The sequence below is a fragment of the Pseudoponticoccus marisrubri genome (genome assembly GCF_001482405.1).
In the GTDB taxonomy this organism is placed as follows: domain Bacteria; phylum Pseudomonadota; class Alphaproteobacteria; order Rhodobacterales; family Rhodobacteraceae; genus Pseudoponticoccus; species Pseudoponticoccus marisrubri.
This window is the reverse complement of the sequence record NZ_LPXO01000004.1, coordinates 305,437-322,102: the sequence shown is the minus strand read 5'-3', so window position 1 is coordinate 322,102 and position 16,666 is coordinate 305,437. Positions and strand designations below refer to the sequence as shown.

The 16,666-nt window shown below is 68.6% G+C and carries 12 protein-coding genes; all 12 read right to left on the bottom strand.

Annotation, left to right across the window (positions count from 1 at the left end; translation table 11 throughout):
• Positions 1-45 precede the first annotated feature (45 nt).
• Complete coding sequence (locus tag AVJ23_RS09565) at positions 46-1,677, bottom strand: alpha-D-glucose phosphate-specific phosphoglucomutase (protein ID WP_058861944.1); 1,632 nt, start codon at positions 1,675-1,677, stop codon at positions 46-48.
• The gene (glgX, locus tag AVJ23_RS09560; protein WP_084794413.1) at positions 1,674-3,806 is read right to left on the bottom strand and encodes a glycogen debranching protein GlgX; all 2,133 of its coding nucleotides are present in this window, start codon (positions 3,804-3,806) and stop codon (positions 1,674-1,676) included. Before glgX ends, AVJ23_RS09565 begins: the two co-directional genes overlap by 4 nt.
• On the bottom strand, positions 3,803-5,236 hold the full coding sequence (glgA, locus tag AVJ23_RS09555; protein ID WP_099045488.1) for a glycogen synthase GlgA: 1,434 nt from the start codon (positions 5,234-5,236) through the stop codon (positions 3,803-3,805). Before glgA ends, glgX begins: the two co-directional genes overlap by 4 nt.
• Positions 5,233-6,492, bottom strand: a complete 1,260-nt coding sequence (gene glgC / locus AVJ23_RS09550) for a glucose-1-phosphate adenylyltransferase (RefSeq protein ID WP_084794411.1) — start codon at positions 6,490-6,492, stop codon at positions 5,233-5,235. Before glgC ends, glgA begins: the two co-directional genes overlap by 4 nt.
• A gap of 43 nt (positions 6,493-6,535) precedes the next feature.
• On the bottom strand, positions 6,536-8,722 hold the full coding sequence (glgB, locus tag AVJ23_RS09545) for a 1,4-alpha-glucan branching protein GlgB (protein WP_058861941.1): 2,187 nt from the start codon (positions 8,720-8,722) through the stop codon (positions 6,536-6,538).
• 127 nt (positions 8,723-8,849) lie between these two features.
• Positions 8,850-10,448 (bottom strand): alpha-amylase family glycosyl hydrolase, encoded by a 1,599-nt coding sequence (locus AVJ23_RS09540; protein WP_058861940.1) that lies wholly within the window; start codon positions 10,446-10,448, stop codon positions 8,850-8,852.
• A 146-nt stretch (positions 10,449-10,594) separates the two neighbouring features.
• Entirely contained in the window at positions 10,595-11,869 is a 1,275-nt protein-coding gene (locus AVJ23_RS09535; RefSeq protein WP_058861939.1) for an NAD(P)/FAD-dependent oxidoreductase, read from the bottom strand.
• A gap of 94 nt (positions 11,870-11,963) precedes the next feature.
• Positions 11,964-12,779 carry an ABC transporter substrate-binding protein gene (locus AVJ23_RS09530; RefSeq protein WP_058861938.1) on the bottom strand — a complete coding sequence of 272 codons (816 nt, stop codon included), beginning with the start codon at positions 12,777-12,779 and terminating at the stop codon, positions 11,964-11,966.
• Position 12,780: 1 nt separating this feature from the next.
• A complete protein-coding gene (locus AVJ23_RS09525) occupies positions 12,781-13,521 on the bottom strand; it encodes an ATP-binding cassette domain-containing protein (protein WP_058861937.1) in 741 nt (246 codons plus the stop codon).
• On the bottom strand, positions 13,514-14,221 hold the full coding sequence (locus tag AVJ23_RS09520; RefSeq protein WP_058861936.1) for an ABC transporter permease: 708 nt from the start codon (positions 14,219-14,221) through the stop codon (positions 13,514-13,516). Before AVJ23_RS09520 ends, AVJ23_RS09525 begins: the two co-directional genes overlap by 8 nt.
• Before the next feature lie 86 nt (positions 14,222-14,307).
• Positions 14,308-15,402: a CaiB/BaiF CoA transferase family protein gene (locus tag AVJ23_RS09515; protein ID WP_058861935.1), complete on the bottom strand. Its 1,095-nt coding sequence runs from the start codon at positions 15,400-15,402 to the stop codon at positions 14,308-14,310.
• Complete coding sequence (locus tag AVJ23_RS09510) at positions 15,402-16,562, bottom strand: acyl-CoA dehydrogenase family protein (RefSeq protein ID WP_058861934.1); 1,161 nt, start codon at positions 16,560-16,562, stop codon at positions 15,402-15,404. Before AVJ23_RS09510 ends, AVJ23_RS09515 begins: the two co-directional genes overlap by 1 nt.
• Between the last annotated feature and the right edge of the window lie 104 nt (positions 16,563-16,666).

The following is a 16,666-nucleotide window of genomic DNA, read 5'->3' as shown; positions in this document are numbered from 1 at the left end:
CGGCCGGCATGGTGGACGGGGCGATCGCCCCGCCCGCCCGCGCGTTCAGGTGACCACGTCCGGGCCGCTGCGCCCGGTGCGGCGCGAGATGCCGGCGATCTCGTCGGCGGCCGCGATCATGTCCGACAGCGCCGCCTGCGGATCCTGGTCCAGCACGTCGGGCGCGGTCTCCAGCTGTTCCAGGTAGACCCGCAGCGTCGCGCCCTGCGTGCCGGTGCCCGACAGGCGGAAGACCACGCGCCCGCCCGAGGTGAAATGGATGCGCAGCCCCTGCCCCTCGGCGCGCGAGCCGTCGACCGGGTCGTCATAGGCGAACTCGTCCGCCTCCGAGACGGTCAGCGGCCCGAAGCTCTTTCCCGGAAGCTCGGCCAGCCGGCCGCGCAGATCATCCATCAGCGCATGGGCGGCCTCGCTGTCCACGGCCTCGTAATCGTGGCGGGAATAGTAGTTTCGCCCGTAGCGCTGCCAGTGGTCGCGCATCAGCTCGGCCACGGATTTCCCCGTCGCGGCGAGGATGTTGAGCCAGAGCAGCACCGCCCAGAGCCCGTCCTTCTCGCGCACGTGGTTCGACCCGGTGCCGGCGCTTTCCTCGCCGCAGAGCGTCACGTCGCCATTGTCGAGCAGGTTGCCGAAGAACTTCCAGCCGGTGGGCGTCTCGAAACAGGCAAAGCCCTTGGCCTTGGCCACCCGGTCGACAGCGGTCGAGGTGGGCATCGAGCGCGCCACGCCCGCCAGCCCGTCGGCATAGCCCGGCGCCAGGTGCGCCAGGTCGGTCAGCACGGCGAGGCTGTCTGAGGGCGAGACATAGCATTTGCGCCCGACGATCATGTTGCGGTCGCCATCCCCGTCCGAGGCGGCGCCGAAATCCGGCGCGCCCGAGCCGTACATGCAGTTCATCAGGTCACGCGCCCAGATCGGGTTCGGATCGGGATGGCCGCGCCCGAAATCCGGCAGCGGCGTGCCGTTCATCACCGTGCCCTCGGGCGCGCCAAGGCGGTTCTCCAGGATCTCGGTGGCATAGGGGCCGGTCACCGCGTGCATCGCGTCGAACCGCATCCGGAAACCGCCGGCGAAAAGTCCGCGCAGCGCGTCGAAATCGAACAGCGTCTCCATCAGCGCGGCGTAATCGGCCACCGGGTCGACGATCTCGACCGTCATGCCGGCCAGCTCTTGGCGCCCCAGTGCCGACAGGTCCACCGGCTCGGCCTCGACCACGTGGTAGCTGTCGATCTCGCGGGTGCGGGCAAAGATCCTGGCGGTGACGGTCTCGGAGGCCGGCCCGCCATTGGGGCCGTTGTATTTCAGGCCGAAATCCTCGTCGATGCCGCCGGGATTGTGGCTGGCCGACAGGATCAGCCCGCCATCGGCCTCGAGGCTGCGGATCAGGTGCGAGGCGGCCGGCGTGGACAGGATGCCCCCCTGCCCGACCCAGCAATGCGCCGCGCCATTGGCGGCGGCCATCTGCAGGATGGTCTGGATCGCCTCGGCGTTGAAATACCGCCCGTCCCCGCCGACGACCAGCCGCTTGCCACGCACGCCGCCGATCCCGTCAAAGATCGACTGGACGTAGTTCTCGAGGTAATTCGGCTCCATGAAGACGCGGGTCTTCTTGCGCAGGCCGCTGGTGCCCGGCTTCTGGCCGTCGATGGGTTGCGTGGAAACGGCTTTGGGCGTCATCGTCGAGGCCTCCTGTGGACAAAGTAATTCTGCGGGTCCGGCTCGGGCGCGCAATCATTCAGGCGGAACAGCACGACGCTTTCCGCGTGGATCTCGGCCGTGGTGCAGGGCTCGCCCGCGCAGGCATCGTCGGCCGTGTCGAAGATGCGGCGCCAGCTTTGCCCCTTGCCCGCCTCGGGCAGGGTCACCGTCTCGGCCGGGCCGGCATTGAACACGACGTAGAGCGCGCCGCGCAGCCGCTCGTAGAGCGGCGTCTCGCGCGCCATGCGCATCTCGGCGCCAAGGATGCGCAGGTCGGGATTGGCCCAGTCCTCGTCCGCCATCCGGCCGCCATCGGTGCGCCGCCAGATCAGGTCGGGCTTGCCGTCGACCAGACGCGGCTTGGCATGCAGGAACCATTTCTGGCGCAGGATCGGGTTCTGCGCGCGCATGGCGATGGCGCGGCGGCAGAAATCGAGGAAATCCGGGTCCATCCCGTCCCAGTTGACCCAGCCCATCGGGTTGTCCTGGCAATAGGCGTTGTTGTTGCCGCGCTGGGAATTGCCCAGCTCGTCGCCGGCAAGGATCATCGGCGTGCCCTGGCTGAACAGCATCGTGGCCAGCATGTTGCGCCGCCGACGGGCGCGACGCCACAGCACCTCGCGATCCTTGGTCACCCCCTCAACCCCGCAATTGTCCGAGCAGTTGTGATCATGCCCGTCGCGGTTGTCCTCGCCATTAGCGTGGTTCTGCTTGTGCGAATAGCTGACCGTGTCCATCAGCGTGAACCCGTCATGCGAGGTCAGGAAGTTGACCGAAGAGGTCGCCCGGCGCCCGTCATGGTCGAATTGCAGCGACGAGCCCGCCACCCGGCTGGCCAGCTTCTTGACCATGTCCGCGTCGCCCCGCCAGAAGCTGCGCACCTGGTCGCGGTACTTGTCGTTCCACTCCCGGAACGGTGCCGGGTAGGATCCCAGCTGGTAGCCGCCATGGCCCACGTCCCAGGGCTCGGCGATCAGCTTGACCTTGTTGAGCACCGGGTCCTGCCGGATGGCGCGGTGGAACGGGCCGTCGCGGTCGAAACTGCCGCCCGACCGCGCCAGCGTACTGGCCAGGTCGAAGCGGAACCCGTCCACATGCATGACCTCGACCCAGTAGCGCAGGCTGTCCATCACCATGCGCAGCACGAACGGGTGGTCCATGTTCAGCGAGTTGCCGCAGCCGGTATCGTTGACATAGTAGCGCCGGTCGTCGGTCAGCCGGTAATAGCTGGCATTGTCGAAGCCGCGGAAGCACAGGGTCGGCCCCATCTGATCGCCCTCGGCGGTGTGGTTGTAGACCACGTCGAGGATGACCTCGATCCCGGCGGCGTGGAACCGCGCGACCATCTGCTGGAATTCCGAGATCTCGCCCACGGACATGAAGCGCGGCTCGGGCGCGAAGAAGCCGTAGGTCATGTAGCCCCAGTAATTCGTCAGCCCGCGCTCCACCAGGAACCGGTCATTGACGAAGGCCTGCACGGGCAGAAGCTCGATCGCGGTGATGCCCAGCCGGGTCAGGTGGTCGAGGATCGGGTCTGACGCCATGCCCAGGAACTTGCCCGCATGGGGCACGTCCGAGCGTTCGGCCGTCAGCCCCTTCACATGGGCCTCGTAGATCACCGTCTCGGTCCATGGGCGGTCGGGCGCATAGCCGCTGGCGCCCCAGGAAAAGGCCGGGTCCACCACGACCGAGCGCGGCATGAAGCGGGCGCTGTCACGGGTGTCGAAGGACAGGTCGGCCTCGGCATGGCCGATCGTGTAGCCATACAGCGCGTTGTTCCACATCGGGTGGCCGGTCAGCTTCTTGGCATAGGGGTCGATCAGCAACTTGTGCGGATTGAACCGGTGGCCGTGGCGCGGCTCGTAGGGGCCGTGCACACGGTAGCCGTATTGCTGCCCGGGACGCAGCCCCGAGATGTAGCCGTGCCAGACATGGCCGTCGCGCTCGGCGAGGTCGATCTCGATCACCTCGGTGCCGGCCTTGTCGAACAGGCACAGGGTGACGCGGGTGGCATGTTGCGAAAAGACGGCGAAGTTCACGCCTTCGCCGTCGAAATTGGCGCCCAGCGGGTAGGGGCGCCCCGATGTCATCTGGTATCCCTCGGTCATTCGGGTCCGGTCAGCCTGTTATAAAGGGCCGCGTAGGCCGCGGCCGACTGGTCCCAGCCCACCGGATGCGCCATCGCGTTGCGTTGCATCTTCGACCACAGCTTGGGTTGGGCGTAAAGATCGCACAGCCCGGCCAGCGCGTCGCGCAGCGCATCCGCCGTGACGGGGTGGAACTGCAGCCCCGTGGCCACCTGCCGGGCCATCGTGGCGGGTGTCGCGGGGATCACCGTGTCGGCCAGCCCGCCGGTCAGCGCCACCACCGGCAGCGTGCCGTAGCGCAGCCCGTAGAGCTGGGTCAGCCCGCAAGGCTCGAACCGCGAGGGCACGAGGATCGCGTCGCCGCCGGCCATCATCCGGTGCGAGAGCGGCTCGTCATAGCCCAGCTTCACGCCGACATTGGGATCGTTGGCCGCCTGCTGGAACGCCGCCTCGAGCCCCGGATCGCCCGAGCCCAGCAGCGCCAGTTGCCCGCCGCGTTCCAGAAATCCCGGCAGCGCGGCCAGCAGCAGGTCCAGCCCCTTCTGCTCGGTCAGGCGCGAGACCACGACCGCCAGCGGGCCCGGCGCCTCGGCCAGGCCGAATTCGTCACGCAGGGCCGCCTTGTTGGCCGCCTTGCCGCGCGGCGCCTTGAACGGCTTGGCCAGGTGCGGGTCGTCGGCCGGCGACCAGACGGTTTCGTCGATCCCGTTGAGGATGCCGACAAAATCCGCCGCCCGCGCGCGCAGCACGCCCTGCAGCCCCATGCCGAAGGCGTCCGTCATCAGCTCGCGCGCATAGGTGGGCGACACGGTGGTCAGCTTGTCGGCATGCACCAGCCCCGCCTTCAGCGCCGAGACCTGCCCGTAATATTCCAGCCCGTCGCTGTGGAAATCGCCCGCGTTCAGACGCAGCGCGGCCATCCGGTCGGCCGGCACCAGCCCCTGGAAGGCGATGTTGTGCACGGTGATGACCGTGCGCACCCGCCCCTTGGCGGGCGAGCGGGCGATGTAATAGGGCGCCAGCCCGCCTTGCCAGTCATGCGCATGCACCACGTCTGGCACCCAGCCCTCGAGCGCGCCATTGGCGATCTCGCAGGCGACCCAGCTGAGCGCGGCGAAACGCTCGGGGTTGTCGGGCCAGTCGATCCCGTCGGCGGTCAGGTAGATGCCAGCACCACGGTCGAACAGGTGCGGCGCGTCCAGAACCAGCAGGTCCAGCCCGCCGGCCCGCCCTTCCAGCACCCGGGCCGGCCCGCCGAAACAGCTGGCGAACTCGGCCACGCCTTGCGCCCCCTCCAGCGCGGCGATCACTGCCGGGTAGCCCGGGATCAGCGTGCGCATCCGGACATCGAACGGGGCCAGCGCCCCCGGAAGGGCCCCCGCCACATCCGCCAGACCGCCGGTCTTGACCAGCGGCACGCATTCCGAGGTAACCGACAGGACGTTCTTCACTGGGCGGCCTCCCACTTGTCGACCATGGGCTGGGTGATCAGCGTGATGCCTTTCTCGGTGACGCGGAAATGCTTGGCATCCGCTTCCGGGTCCTCGCCCACGACAAGCCCCTTGGGAATGACCACGCCACGGTCGATCACGCAGCGGTGCAGCCGCGCCGAGCGGTGCAGCACCACGTCGGGCAGCACCACCGAATGGTCGAGCACCGCGAAGGAATTGGTGTGCACGTTGGTGAACAACAGCGAGTTGCGCACCTCGGTGCCCGAGATGATGCAGCCGCCCGAGATCATCGAGGAAATCGCCATGCCGCGGCGATCCTCCTCGTCATGGATGAACTTGGCGGGCGGCGTCATCTCGGAATAGGTCCAGATCGGCCAGTTGCGGTCCCACAGGTCCAGCGTCGGCGTGAAATCCGTCAGGTCGATATTGGCCTGCCAGAACGCGTCCACCGTGCCCACGTCGCGCCAATAGGCCTCGGCCCCCTCGGCGCGCACGCAGCTGTCGTCGAAGCGATGCGCCATCGCCTTGCCGTTCTTGACGATCTCGGGGATCAGGTCGTTGCCGAAATCATGGCTCGAGGCCTCGTCGGCGGCATCCTTCAGCAGCAGCTCGCGCAGGAAACGCCAGTCGAAGACGTAGATTCCCATCGAGGCCAGCGCCTTGTCGGGATCCTCGGGCGTGGCCGGCGGATCGGCGGGTTTTTCCAGGAACGAGGTGATCTGCCCCGAGGCATCGGTGGCCATGACGCCAAAGGCCGAGGCCTCTTCGCGCGGCACGGTCAGGCAGCCAATCGTCACGTCGGCGCCGGCCTCGACATGCTGCTGGATCATCAGCTCGTAATCCATCTTGTAGATGTGATCGCCGGCCAGGATGACCACGTAGTCGATGTCGTAGCTGTCCACGATATCGATGTTCTGCGTCACCGCGTCGGCCGTGCCGCGATACCACGCCTCGTCGCCCATGCGCTGCGAGGCGGGCAGGATGTCGAGGAACTCGTTGCGCTCGGCCCGGAAGAAGCTCCAGCCGCGCTGGCAGTGGCGGATCAGGCTGTGCGCCTTGTACTGGGTGGCCAGCGCGATCTTGCGGATCCCCGAGTTCAGCGCGTTGGACAGCGCAAAGTCGATGATCCGCGACTTGCCGCCGAAATAGACGGCCGGTTTCACCCGCTTGTCGGTCAACTCCTTGAGGCGCGACCCGCGGCCCCCGGCCAGAACGAAAGCCATGGATCGCTGGCCCAGACGTCTGTGGTCTTGCATGTCGGTCTCTCCTCCCAAGTGGCGGCGTCACTGCGCGCGCCGGTCATTGCTTCTGGAACATCACCACCGAAAGCGGCGGCAGCGCGATCTCTATGGACTGCTCCAGCCCGTCCCATCCCTGCGACGACGTGGTCAGCGGCGCGGCATTCAGACGGTCGCCACCGCCATAGGCGGCCGCGTCGGTGTTCATCACCTCGACCCAGGTGCCGGGCATGGGCACCCCCACCCGCACGCCGTGGCGGTCGACCGGGGTGAAGTTGCACACCACCAGCACGGGCGCGTCGCCCTCCTCGCCGAAGCGCATGAAACTGGACATGGAATGCTGCGGGTCGTTGCCGATCCAGCGGAAGCCGGACGGGTCGCAATCGCGCGCATGCAGCGCCGGCGTCGCGGTGTAGAGCGCGTTCAGATCGCGCACCAGCGCCTGGATGCCGCGATGGTTCTCGCCCTGCAGCGCGTCCCAGTCGAGCGAGACATTGTGGTTCCACTCGCCCCATTGCGCGAATTCGCAGCCCATGAAGAGCAGCTTCTTGCCCGGGTGGCCCCACATGAAACCGTAATAGGCGCGCAGGTTGGCGAATTTCTCCCAGTCATTGCCGGGCATCTTGGACAGCATCGAGCCCTTGCCGTGCACCACCTCGTCATGGCTGATCGGCAGGATGAAATTCTCGGTAAAGGCATAATCGATGCCGAAGGTCATCAGGTGATGATCGTACTGGCGATAGATCGGGTCCTTCTCGATGTATCGCAGCGTGTCGTTCATCCAGCCCATGTTCCACTTGAAGCCGAAGCCCAGCCCGCCGGCATCGACAGGGGTCGAGACCCCGGGAAAGGCGGTGGATTCCTCGGCGATGGTCATGATCCCCTCATGCGCGCCATAGGTCACCGTGTTCATTTCCTTGAGGAAATCGATGGCCTCGTAATTCTCGCGCCCGCCGTCGCGGTTGGGGATCCACTGCCCGTCCTGGCGCGAGTAGTCGCGGTAGAGCATCGAGGCCACGGCATCCACGCGCAGCCCGTCGACATGGTATTCTTCCAGCCAGTAGAGCGCGTTGGCCGTCAGGAAGTTCTTCACCTCGGTGCGGCCGTAATTGTAGATCAGCGTGTTCCAGTCTTGGTGGAAGCCTTCGCGCGGGTCGGAATGCTCGTAGAGATGGGTGCCGTCGAACTGTGCCAGACCGTGCGCGTCCGAGGGGAAATGCCCCGGCACCCAGTCGAGGATCACGCCCAGCCCGGCCTTGTGCGCCGCCTCGACAAGGTCGCGGAACTCGTGCGGCGGGCCGAAGCGGATGGTCGGCGCATAGAGCCCCACCGGCTGGTAGCCCCAGGACCCGTCGAAGGGAAACTCGCTGACCGGCAGGAATTCGAGATGGGTAAAGCCCATCTCGACCGCGTAATCGACCAGCTCGGTGGCCAGTTCGCGATAGCTGAGCGGGCGGTCCTCTTCGACATTGCGGCGCCACGAACCCAGATGCACCTCGTAGACCGAGATCGGCTTGTCGCGCCGGTGCCGCGTGGCACGGGACTGCATCCAGGCGTCATCCTCCCAGCCATAGCCGGTGATGTCGCGCACCACCGACGAGGTCTCGGGCGGGTGCTGGGCGCCGAACGCCACCGGGTCGGCCTTGAGGAATGGGGCGCCGTGCTGCGGGGCGATCTCGTACTTGTAGAGCGCGCCCTCCTCGATCCCCGGCACGAACAACTCCCACACGCCGGTGGTGCCGCGGCTGCGCATCGGGTGGCGCCGCCCGTCCCAGACGTTGAAATCGCCCACGACCGAGACGCGCACCGCATTGGGCGCCCAAACCGCGAAATGCGTGCCCGCAACCCCGTCGATCTCGGTCACATGCGCGCCCAGCACGTCCCAGAGCCGGCGATGCGTGCCCTCGCCGATCAGGTATTCGTCCATCTCGCCCAGCACGGGGCTGAAGCGATAGGGATCGTCGAAGGTCCATGTCCGCCCACCGCCGAACGTGGCGCGCAGCTTGTAGCCGGCCTTGGAATTGGGGATCTGCCCGCCGAAGACCGGCCCGTCCAGCCGCGGCACCTCGACCGTCTTGCGCCCGGCGATCGCCTCGAGCGTGATGGCGTCGGGCACCATCGCGGTGACATAGGCCTTGCGCTTGACGACATGCTTGCCCAACGCATCGAAGGGCGCCGGGTGCCTCGCCTCCTTGAGCAGCGCGATGTCCTCTTGCGTCAGATGCGGCGGCAGATCTGCGGTGGTCATGGCGCTGTCTCCGGTCTGGTCCCGCGCGGATCCGCGCGGGACTTTGTTTCGTCACGTTACGCGACTGTCGGTCAACTTGCTGATCAAATCAACAGTTAGCGCTAACGGAAGTCGCGAATTGTGGCATTCACGCGTCGGTCAGCCGGCCGATCAGGAAACCGTTTGCGCCCAGCGACAGGGTTTTCCCCGAAATCTCCGCCGCCTGCGCCAGAAGCGGTTTCGCCGCACCGGTCAGCGAGACCTTCACCGACTCGGCCGACAGGTTGAAGACGCAGAGCACGTCGTCGCCCCGCGTGTAGGCCAGCACCGGCTCGGGCATGTCGAGGAAGCGCATCCGGCCCAGGTGCAGCGCCTGCTCGCGCCGGCGCAAGGCCAGCATCTCGCGGTAGAAGTTCAGCACGCTGTCCGAATCGCCTTGTGCCGAAACGGCCCGCGCCGCCTGCGGCGCCTTGACCGGCAGCCAGGTCTGGTTGGCCTGCGAGAACCCGGCATTGGGCGCATCGGCGGCCCAGGCCATGGGCGTGCGGCAGCCGTCGCGGCCCTTGGAGGCGGGCCAGAAATTGATGCCCTCGGGGTCGGTCAGCTCGTGGAATTCCAGCTCGGTATCGACCTGGCCCAGCTCTTCGCCTTGGTAGATGCAGACCGAGCCCTCGAAGGAGAGCAGCATCGCGGCGGCCTGCTTGGCCAGCGCGTCCTGGTCCTTGGAGTGCTTCAGCCAGCGGCCCACATGGCGCGGCACGTCGTGATTCGAGAAGGCCCAGCACGGCCAGCCATTGGGCGCCTTGTAGAAGAACTCCTCGATCCGGCTGCGGAAATGCGCGGGGCTGAAATCCGGGCCCAGCATCTCGAAGGAATAGGCCATGTGCAGGCGATGCCCGCTGGTATACTGGCCCATCAGCTCGATCGAGTGATGGCTGTCGCCGACCTCGCCCACCATGGCGCGGCCCTCGTACTCGTCCAGCAGCGCGCGCATCCGCGCCAGGAAGCCCAGGTTCTCGGGCTGGTTCTTGGCGAACAGGCAATACTGCATGTCATAGGGCTTTGCCGCGTCCTGCGCCCAGGGCAGGTAGTTGGCGGGATTGTCGCGCAGCAGCTTGTCGTGGAAGTAGAAGTTCACCGTGTCCAGCCGGAACCCGTCGACGCCACGATCCAGCCAGAATCGCATGGTCTCCAGCAGGAAGTCCTGCACCTCGGGGTTGTGGAAGTTCCAGTCGGGCTGTTCCTTCAGGAAGTTGTGGAAATAGTACTGCCGGCGGCGCGGCTCCCATTCCCAGGCGCCGCCGCCAAAGATCGCCAGCCAGTTATTGGGCGGCGTGCCGTCGGGCTTGGGGTCGGCCCAGACATACCAGTCGGCCTTGGGGTTGTCGCGCGACGACCGCGATTCGACGAAATAGGGATGCTCGTCCGAGGAATGCGACAGCACCTGGTCGATGATGACCTTCAGCCCCAGCGCATGCGCCTTCTCGACCATGGCGTCGAAGATCTCGAGCGTGCCGAAGGCCGGGTCGATGCCGGTATAGTCCGACACGTCATAGCCCATGTCCTTCATCGGCGAGGGGAAGACCGGCGACAGCCAGATCGCGTCCACGCCCAGCGACGCCACGTGTTCCAGCTTTTCGGTGATCCCGGCCAGGTCGCCCACCCCGTCATTGTCGGCATCCATGAAGGAGCGGGGATAGATCTGGTACGTGACGGAGCCCCGCCACCAATCGTCATTCTGCGGCATCTGCGTCCCTTTCGAGCTGTGAGGTCTCGTTTCGTGAATGTTAGCCCTAACGTTCCGGCCCTCATGCGCCATCGCCCCTACGGCATGCAAGCGCGAATCCCCGCCTTCGGCAGCCGCGCGCGCCGGAATCCGCCCAGCCGGGCGGCTCAGCGCCTGCCGCGGTCGGCCATGGCGTGGACCAGCGTGGCGCCGAACTCCACCCAGGCGCTGCGAAGGCCGGTCAGGACCTCGCCATGCCGGTCTACCGGCGCGACGGGCAACCCCTCGGGCGAATCGTCCAGCAGCGCCTCGGCCACGGCCATGCCGAACACGGTGCCCGGCGCGATGCCGCGCCCCGAATAGCCGAAAACCGCGTAGGCGCCCGGCCCGAACCCCACGATCTTGGGCACGTGGTCGGCGGTCATGGCGATGCGCCCCTGCCAGGCATGGCCGAACCCAACCGGGCCGAGATCGGGGAACAGCCGGCGCAGCAGCCGCCCGGCCCAGGCGGCATGCACGGCGCGGCCGGGCCCGGTGACGTTGCCCATGCCGCCCACGATCAGCCGCCCGGCCCGGTCCATCCGGACCGAGGACATGATCAGCCCGGTATCCCAGCAGCCCTCGCCGCCCGGCAGGATCCGCGCGCGCTGCGCCGCGCTCAGCGGGGCCGTGGCGAACTGGCTGAAATGCACGGTGGTGAAGCGCGGGCGCACCGCCCCGGACAGCCCCTGATGATAGGCGTTGGTCGCCACCAGCAGGCGGCGTGCCCGTACCTGCCCGCCGGGGGTCTGCACCTCCCACTGTCCCTCGCGCCGCGCCACGCCTGTGGCGGGCGTGTGTTCGAAGAGCTGCGCGCCGTGATCGCGCGCCGCCCGGGCCAGCCCTGCGCAATAGGCCAAGGGTTGCACGGTGCCCGCACGCGGGTCGAACAGCGCGCCATGATAGACCGGGCTGCCCACGCGCTCGGCCGTCTCCTCCGCATCCAGCAACCGGATCGGCGCGCCGTGGCGGTTGCCCTGCCGCGCGCGCTCGGCCAGGTCCGACACCGCCCCGGCGCTGTGGGCCAGGTGCAGCGTGCCGGCGCGCACCGGCTCGCAGGCGATGTTTTCGGCCTTGATCGTGTCGAAAACCCGGTCGGGCGCCGCCCCCAGCGCCGCGGTCAGCCGGTGGCCGGCCTCTTCCCCCATGACCTCGGCGATGCTGTCGGGCGGCAGCCAGAGCCCGGCATTGACCAGCCCGACATTGCGCCCCGAGCCGCCGAACCCGATGCTTTGCGCTTCGCACAGCGCGACCGAGGCCCCCCGCCGCGCCGCGGCCAGCGCCGCCGAGCAACCGGTGAAGCCGCCGCCGATCACCGCAAGGTCCACGTCGAGATCGCCGGCCAGCGGCGCGGCGGCAAACCGCTCCTCGGCGCTGTCCTGCCAGAGCGAGGGGCCGGTCATGTGCCCGGCCGACAAGATGGGGTCACGCTGTGCATGATCGCCACCCTACGCACGTGGCGCCGCCTGTCCATGGGGTGCGGCGCCGCCCGGGGGCTCAGGGGGCGGCGTTGGGAAAGAACAGCTGCTGCCCGTCGACCCGGTAGCCCGCGATGGCCGCCTGCCCCGCCTCGGAGAGCACCCAGTCGACGAAGCGCTGCGCCGCCGCCGCGCGCACGCCGGGATGGCGCGCGGGGTTCACCGCGATGATGCCGTACTGGTTGAACAGCGCCGGATCGCCCTCGACCAGCACACGGTGATCGCTTTTGTTGGCAAAGCTGATCCAGGTGGCGCGGTCGGTCAGCACATAGGCGCCCATGGCGACCGCCGCGTTCAGCGTGGCGCCCATGCCGGAACCGGTCTCGCGGTACCAGTCGCCCGAGGCGGCGGCCAGATCGACCTCCAGCGGCGCCCAGAGCCGCTGCTCGGCCATATGCGTGCCGCTGTCATCCCCGCGCGAGGCAAAGGGCGCACCCGCCGCCGCGATCCGCTCCAGCGCCGCGCCGGCCTGCGACAGGCCCGCGATGCCGGCGGGATCATCCGCGGGGCCGACGATAACGAAATCATTGTACATCACGTCATGCCGGGCGATCCCGTGCCCCTCGGCGACAAAGGCCTCCTCGGCGGCGCGCGCATGCACGAAGAGCACGTCGCCATCGCCGCGCGCCGCGTTGCGGATCGCCTGCCCCGTGCCCACGGCCACCACGCGCACCTCGATGCCGGTCGCCGCCTCGAAGCCGGGCAGGATCGCGTCGAACAGCCCCGAATTCTGCGTCGAGGTGGTCGATTGCACGAGGATCACGTCCTCCTGCGCCATGGCCGGCCGCGCCAGCAGCGTGGCGGCCAGCAGGGCCATCAGCATGTGTCGGATCATGTCAGTCCTTCCTTCCGTCCCGATATTCCGTATCCCGCGGCACGTAGAGCCGCCCGTCCAGCCAGGCCTGCGCGGGGGCCGAGCGCGGGGCGTTCAGCAGCTCGGCCGCCGGGCCGGCCTCGGCCACCCGCCCGGCCTGCAGGAAGACCGCCCGGTCGCCCAGCCGTCGCGCCTGCCCGGCATCATGGGTGACCAGCACCACCGTCACCCCGCGCGCACGCGCCGCGCGCACCAGCGACTCGACCGCCAGCGTGGCGGCGGGGTCGAGGCTGGCGCTCGGCTCGTCCAGAAACAGCACCGCGGGGTCGGTGACCAGCGCGCGCGCCATGGCCAGCCGTTGCTGCTCGCCCCCGGACAACAACCGCGCCGGGCGACGGGCCAGCGCGGCCAGACCGGCCAGCTGCAGCCCCTCGTCGATCCGGGCGCGCCGCGCTGCCCCCGTGAACCCCGCGACGCCGAGGGCAAAGCGCAGGTTGCTCCGCACCGAGCGGCGCAGCATCACCGGGCGTTGGAACACCATCGCCTCGCGCCCGCCTGCCCGGGTCACGCGGCCGGCGCTGGGCCGGATCAGCCCGTGCAGCAGGCGCAGCAGCAGGCTCTTGCCCGCGCCGTTGGGGCCGAGGATCACGGTGCACTGCCCGGCCGCGATATCCAGGTCCACCCCGTCCACCAGCCGGCGGCCGCCGGTCGCATAGACCAGCCCGCGTGCGCGCAGCGCCGGCATCGCAGGGGCTTCAGACATTGGCCGCGCGCGCCGCCGACAGCCGGACGGTCATGGCCAGCGCGTTGACCAGCAGCGCCAGCCCCAGCAGGACCACGCCAAGCGCCAGCGCCAGCTGCAGGTTGCCCTTCGAGGTCTCGAGCGCGATCGAGGTGGTCATCACTCGGGTGACATGGTTGATGTTGCCGCCCACGATCAGCACCGCGCCCACCTCGGCCACGGCGCGGCCGAACCCGGCCAGCGCCACGGTGATCAGCGCAAAGCGCGCATCCCAGAGCAGCGCACCCACCCGGTCGAGCGGGCCCACCTGCATCGAGGCAAACTGCTCGGCATATTCGCCCATCAGGTCCTCGGTGACCTGCCGGGTCAGCGCGGCAACAATGGGGGTAACGAGGATGGTCTGCGCGACGATCATTGCGGTCGGCGTGTAGAGCAGCCGCAGCGGCCCCAGCGGCCCCGAGGCCGAGAGCAGCAGGTAGACGGTCAGCCCCACCACCACCGGCGGCAGCCCCATCAGCGCGTTCAGCAGCACCGCCAGCGGCAGGCGGCCGGGAAAGCGGAAGGCGCCGGTCACGGCGCCCAGCGGCAGCCCGATCAGGCAGGCCAGCGCGACCGAGGTCAGGGTGACGCGCAGCGACAGGCCGACGATCTCGACCAGCGCCGGGTCCCATCGCGCGATGAGCCCGACCGCTTCGCCCAGCACGCCTCCGAATCCCTGCATTCCGCCGCATGTCCCTGTCTTGCCCCGGCCATACCGCAATTCGGGGGGGAATCCATCCCGCGCGCGACGCCTGCGGGCCGGGACCGTCAGCCCGTCGCGTCGGGCAGGCCGGGCACCGGGCCGGGCTGCACGGGCGCACCGGCCTCCTGCACGCCGGGCGCTGGCATCGAAACCGGGCCGTTCGGTGTGTCCACGGTGATGCGCCGCAGGTGCGGATGGGCCGAGAGCCCCGCCATGTCATTGACCCGGGCCAGTGCGATCTGCGCGCCGGCCAGGATCTCGACCGCGTCCTCGGCGCGCATTCGCGCGAAGGCAGTGGCGACCAGCGCGTCGGTCCGGTCGCGGTTCTGCACCCGCGCCACATTGGTGGCAAAGCGCGGATCGGTGCCCAGCGCGGCATCGCCCAGGAACACGGAGCAGAGCGTCCGCCATTCGCGGTCGCTCTGGATCGAGATCAGGATCGGCGGGCCGCTTGCGGGGTGGAAGACGCCGTAAGGTGCAATCGAAGGATGCGCCAGCCCGACGCGGCGCGGCGTTTGCCCCGCCTCGTGGTTCAGCAGCGGCACGGTCAGCCAGTCGGCCATCACGTCGAACATCGAGACCGACAGCCGCGCGCCCTGCCCCGTGACACCGCGCCGGATCAGCGCTTCGAGAATGGCGGCATGGGCCGTGGCGCCGGTGGCGATATCGACGACCGAGACCCCGACACGGGCGGGTTCCTCCGGACCGCCGGTGATCGAGCAGAGCCCGGATTCGGCCTGAATCAGCAGGTCATAGGCCTTGCGCTCGGCCATCGGCCCGTCCTCGCCATAGCCCGAGATCGAGCAGGAGATCAGCCGCGGATCAGCGGCGTGCAGACGGTCGAGATCGAAGCCCAGCCGGCCCAGCGCACCGGGCTTGAGGTTCTGGATCAGAACGTCGGCCCCGGCGATCAGCTCGGCCAGCGGGGCGCGGCCCGCCTCGGACGCAAGGTCGAGCGCCACGCTTTCCTTGCCGCGGTTGAGCCAGACGAAATAGCTCGACTGCCCGGCGGCGGCCGTGTCGTAGCCGCGGGCGAAATCGCCCTCGGGGCGTTCCACCTTGACCACATGCGCGCCGGCATCGGCCAGCCGCGCGCTGGCAAAGGGGGCGGCGACCGCCTGTTCCACGGCCACCACCTCCAACCCCTCGAGCGCGCGCATCAGAAGGACCTCGGCAGGCCGAGCACGTGCTCGGCCACGTAGGACAGGATCAGGTTGGTCGAGATCGGCGCCACCTGGTAGAGCCGCGTCTCGCGGAACTTGCGCTCCACGTCGTACTCGGTGGCAAAGCCGAAGCCGCCATGGAATTGCAGGCAGGCATTGGCCGCCTCCCAGCTGGCCTTGGCCGCCAAGTACTTGGCCATGTTGGCCTCGGCGCCGCAGGGCTGGCCGGCATCGTAGAGCGCGCAGGCGCGGAAGCGCATCAGGCTGGCGGCCTCGGTCTCGATATAGGCCTCGGCGATGGGGAACTGCACGCCCTGGTTCTGCCCGATGGGCCGGCCGAAGACCTGCCGTTCGCTGACATAGGCGGTGACCTTGTCGGTGAACCAGTAGCCGTCGCCGATGCATTCCGCCGCGATCAGCGCGCGCTCGGCATTGAGCCCGGTCAGGATGTACTTGAAGCCCTGCCCCTCTTCGCCGATCAGGTTCTCTTCGGGGATCTCGAGATTGTCGAAGAACAGCTCGTTGGTCTCGTGGTTGACCATGTTGGCGATGGGCTTGACCTGCATGCCACTAGCCATCGCCTCGGCCACGTCGACGAGGAAGATCGACAGGCCGTGGGATTTCTTGGCCACGTCGGTGATCGGCGTCGTGCGGGCCAGCAGGATCATGTAGTCGGAATGCTGCACGCGGCTGATCCAGACCTTCTGCCCGTTCACCACCCAGCGGTCGCCGCGCCGGACGGCGGTGGTCTTGAGCTGGGTGGTGTCGGTGCCGGTGGTGGGCTCGGTCACGCCCATGCTCTGCAGGCGGATCTCGCCGCTGGCCAGGCGCGGCAGGATGCGCGCCTTCTGCGCCTCGGAGCCGTGGCGGACCAGCGTGGTCATGTTGTACATCTGGCCGTGGCAGGCGCCGGAATTGCCGCCGGCGCGGTTGATCTCTTCCATGATCACGCTGGCCTCGGTCAGGCCGAGCCCTGAGCCGCCATAGTCCTCGGGGATCAGCGCCGCCAGCCAGCCCGCGCGGGTCAGCGCATCGACGAAGGCCTCGGGGTAGCCGCGCTCGGTATCGACCTTGCGGTGATACTCGGGCGGGAACTCGGCGCAGAGCGCGCGCACGCCGTCGCGGATGTCCTGGTAGGGGTCGTCGAGAGGGGTCATGGGGCAGCTCCGTCGCGGTTGCCCCGTTCTAGCCCGGCCCCGAGGCGCGGTGCAAACCGGGACCGGCGGATGGGGGCGCTGCCCCCGGCGCTGCGCGCCTCCCC

Coding starts and splice junctions, on each gene's coding strand:
- AVJ23_RS09565 (WP_058861944.1), bottom strand. CDS start 1,677: ATGACGCCCAAAGCCGTTTCCACGCAACCCATCGACGGCCAGAAGCCG.
- glgX (WP_084794413.1), bottom strand. CDS start 3,806: ATGACCGAGGGATACCAGATGACATCGGGGCGCCCCTACCCGCTGGGC.
- glgC (WP_084794411.1), bottom strand. CDS start 6,492: ATGCAAGACCACAGACGTCTGGGCCAGCGATCCATGGCTTTCGTTCTG.
- glgB (WP_058861941.1), bottom strand. CDS start 8,722: ATGACCACCGCAGATCTGCCGCCGCATCTGACGCAAGAGGACATCGCG.
- AVJ23_RS09540 (WP_058861940.1), bottom strand. CDS start 10,448: ATGCCGCAGAATGACGATTGGTGGCGGGGCTCCGTCACGTACCAGATC.
- AVJ23_RS09535 (WP_058861939.1), bottom strand. CDS start 11,869: ATGACCGGCCCCTCGCTCTGGCAGGACAGCGCCGAGGAGCGGTTTGCC.
- AVJ23_RS09530 (WP_058861938.1), bottom strand. CDS start 12,779: ATGATCCGACACATGCTGATGGCCCTGCTGGCCGCCACGCTGCTGGCG.
- AVJ23_RS09525 (WP_058861937.1), bottom strand. CDS start 13,521: ATGTCTGAAGCCCCTGCGATGCCGGCGCTGCGCGCACGCGGGCTGGTC.
- AVJ23_RS09520 (WP_058861936.1), bottom strand. CDS start 14,221: ATGCAGGGATTCGGAGGCGTGCTGGGCGAAGCGGTCGGGCTCATCGCG.
- AVJ23_RS09515 (WP_058861935.1), bottom strand. CDS start 15,402: ATGCGCGCGCTCGAGGGGTTGGAGGTGGTGGCCGTGGAACAGGCGGTC.
- AVJ23_RS09510 (WP_058861934.1), bottom strand. CDS start 16,562: ATGACCCCTCTCGACGACCCCTACCAGGACATCCGCGACGGCGTGCGC.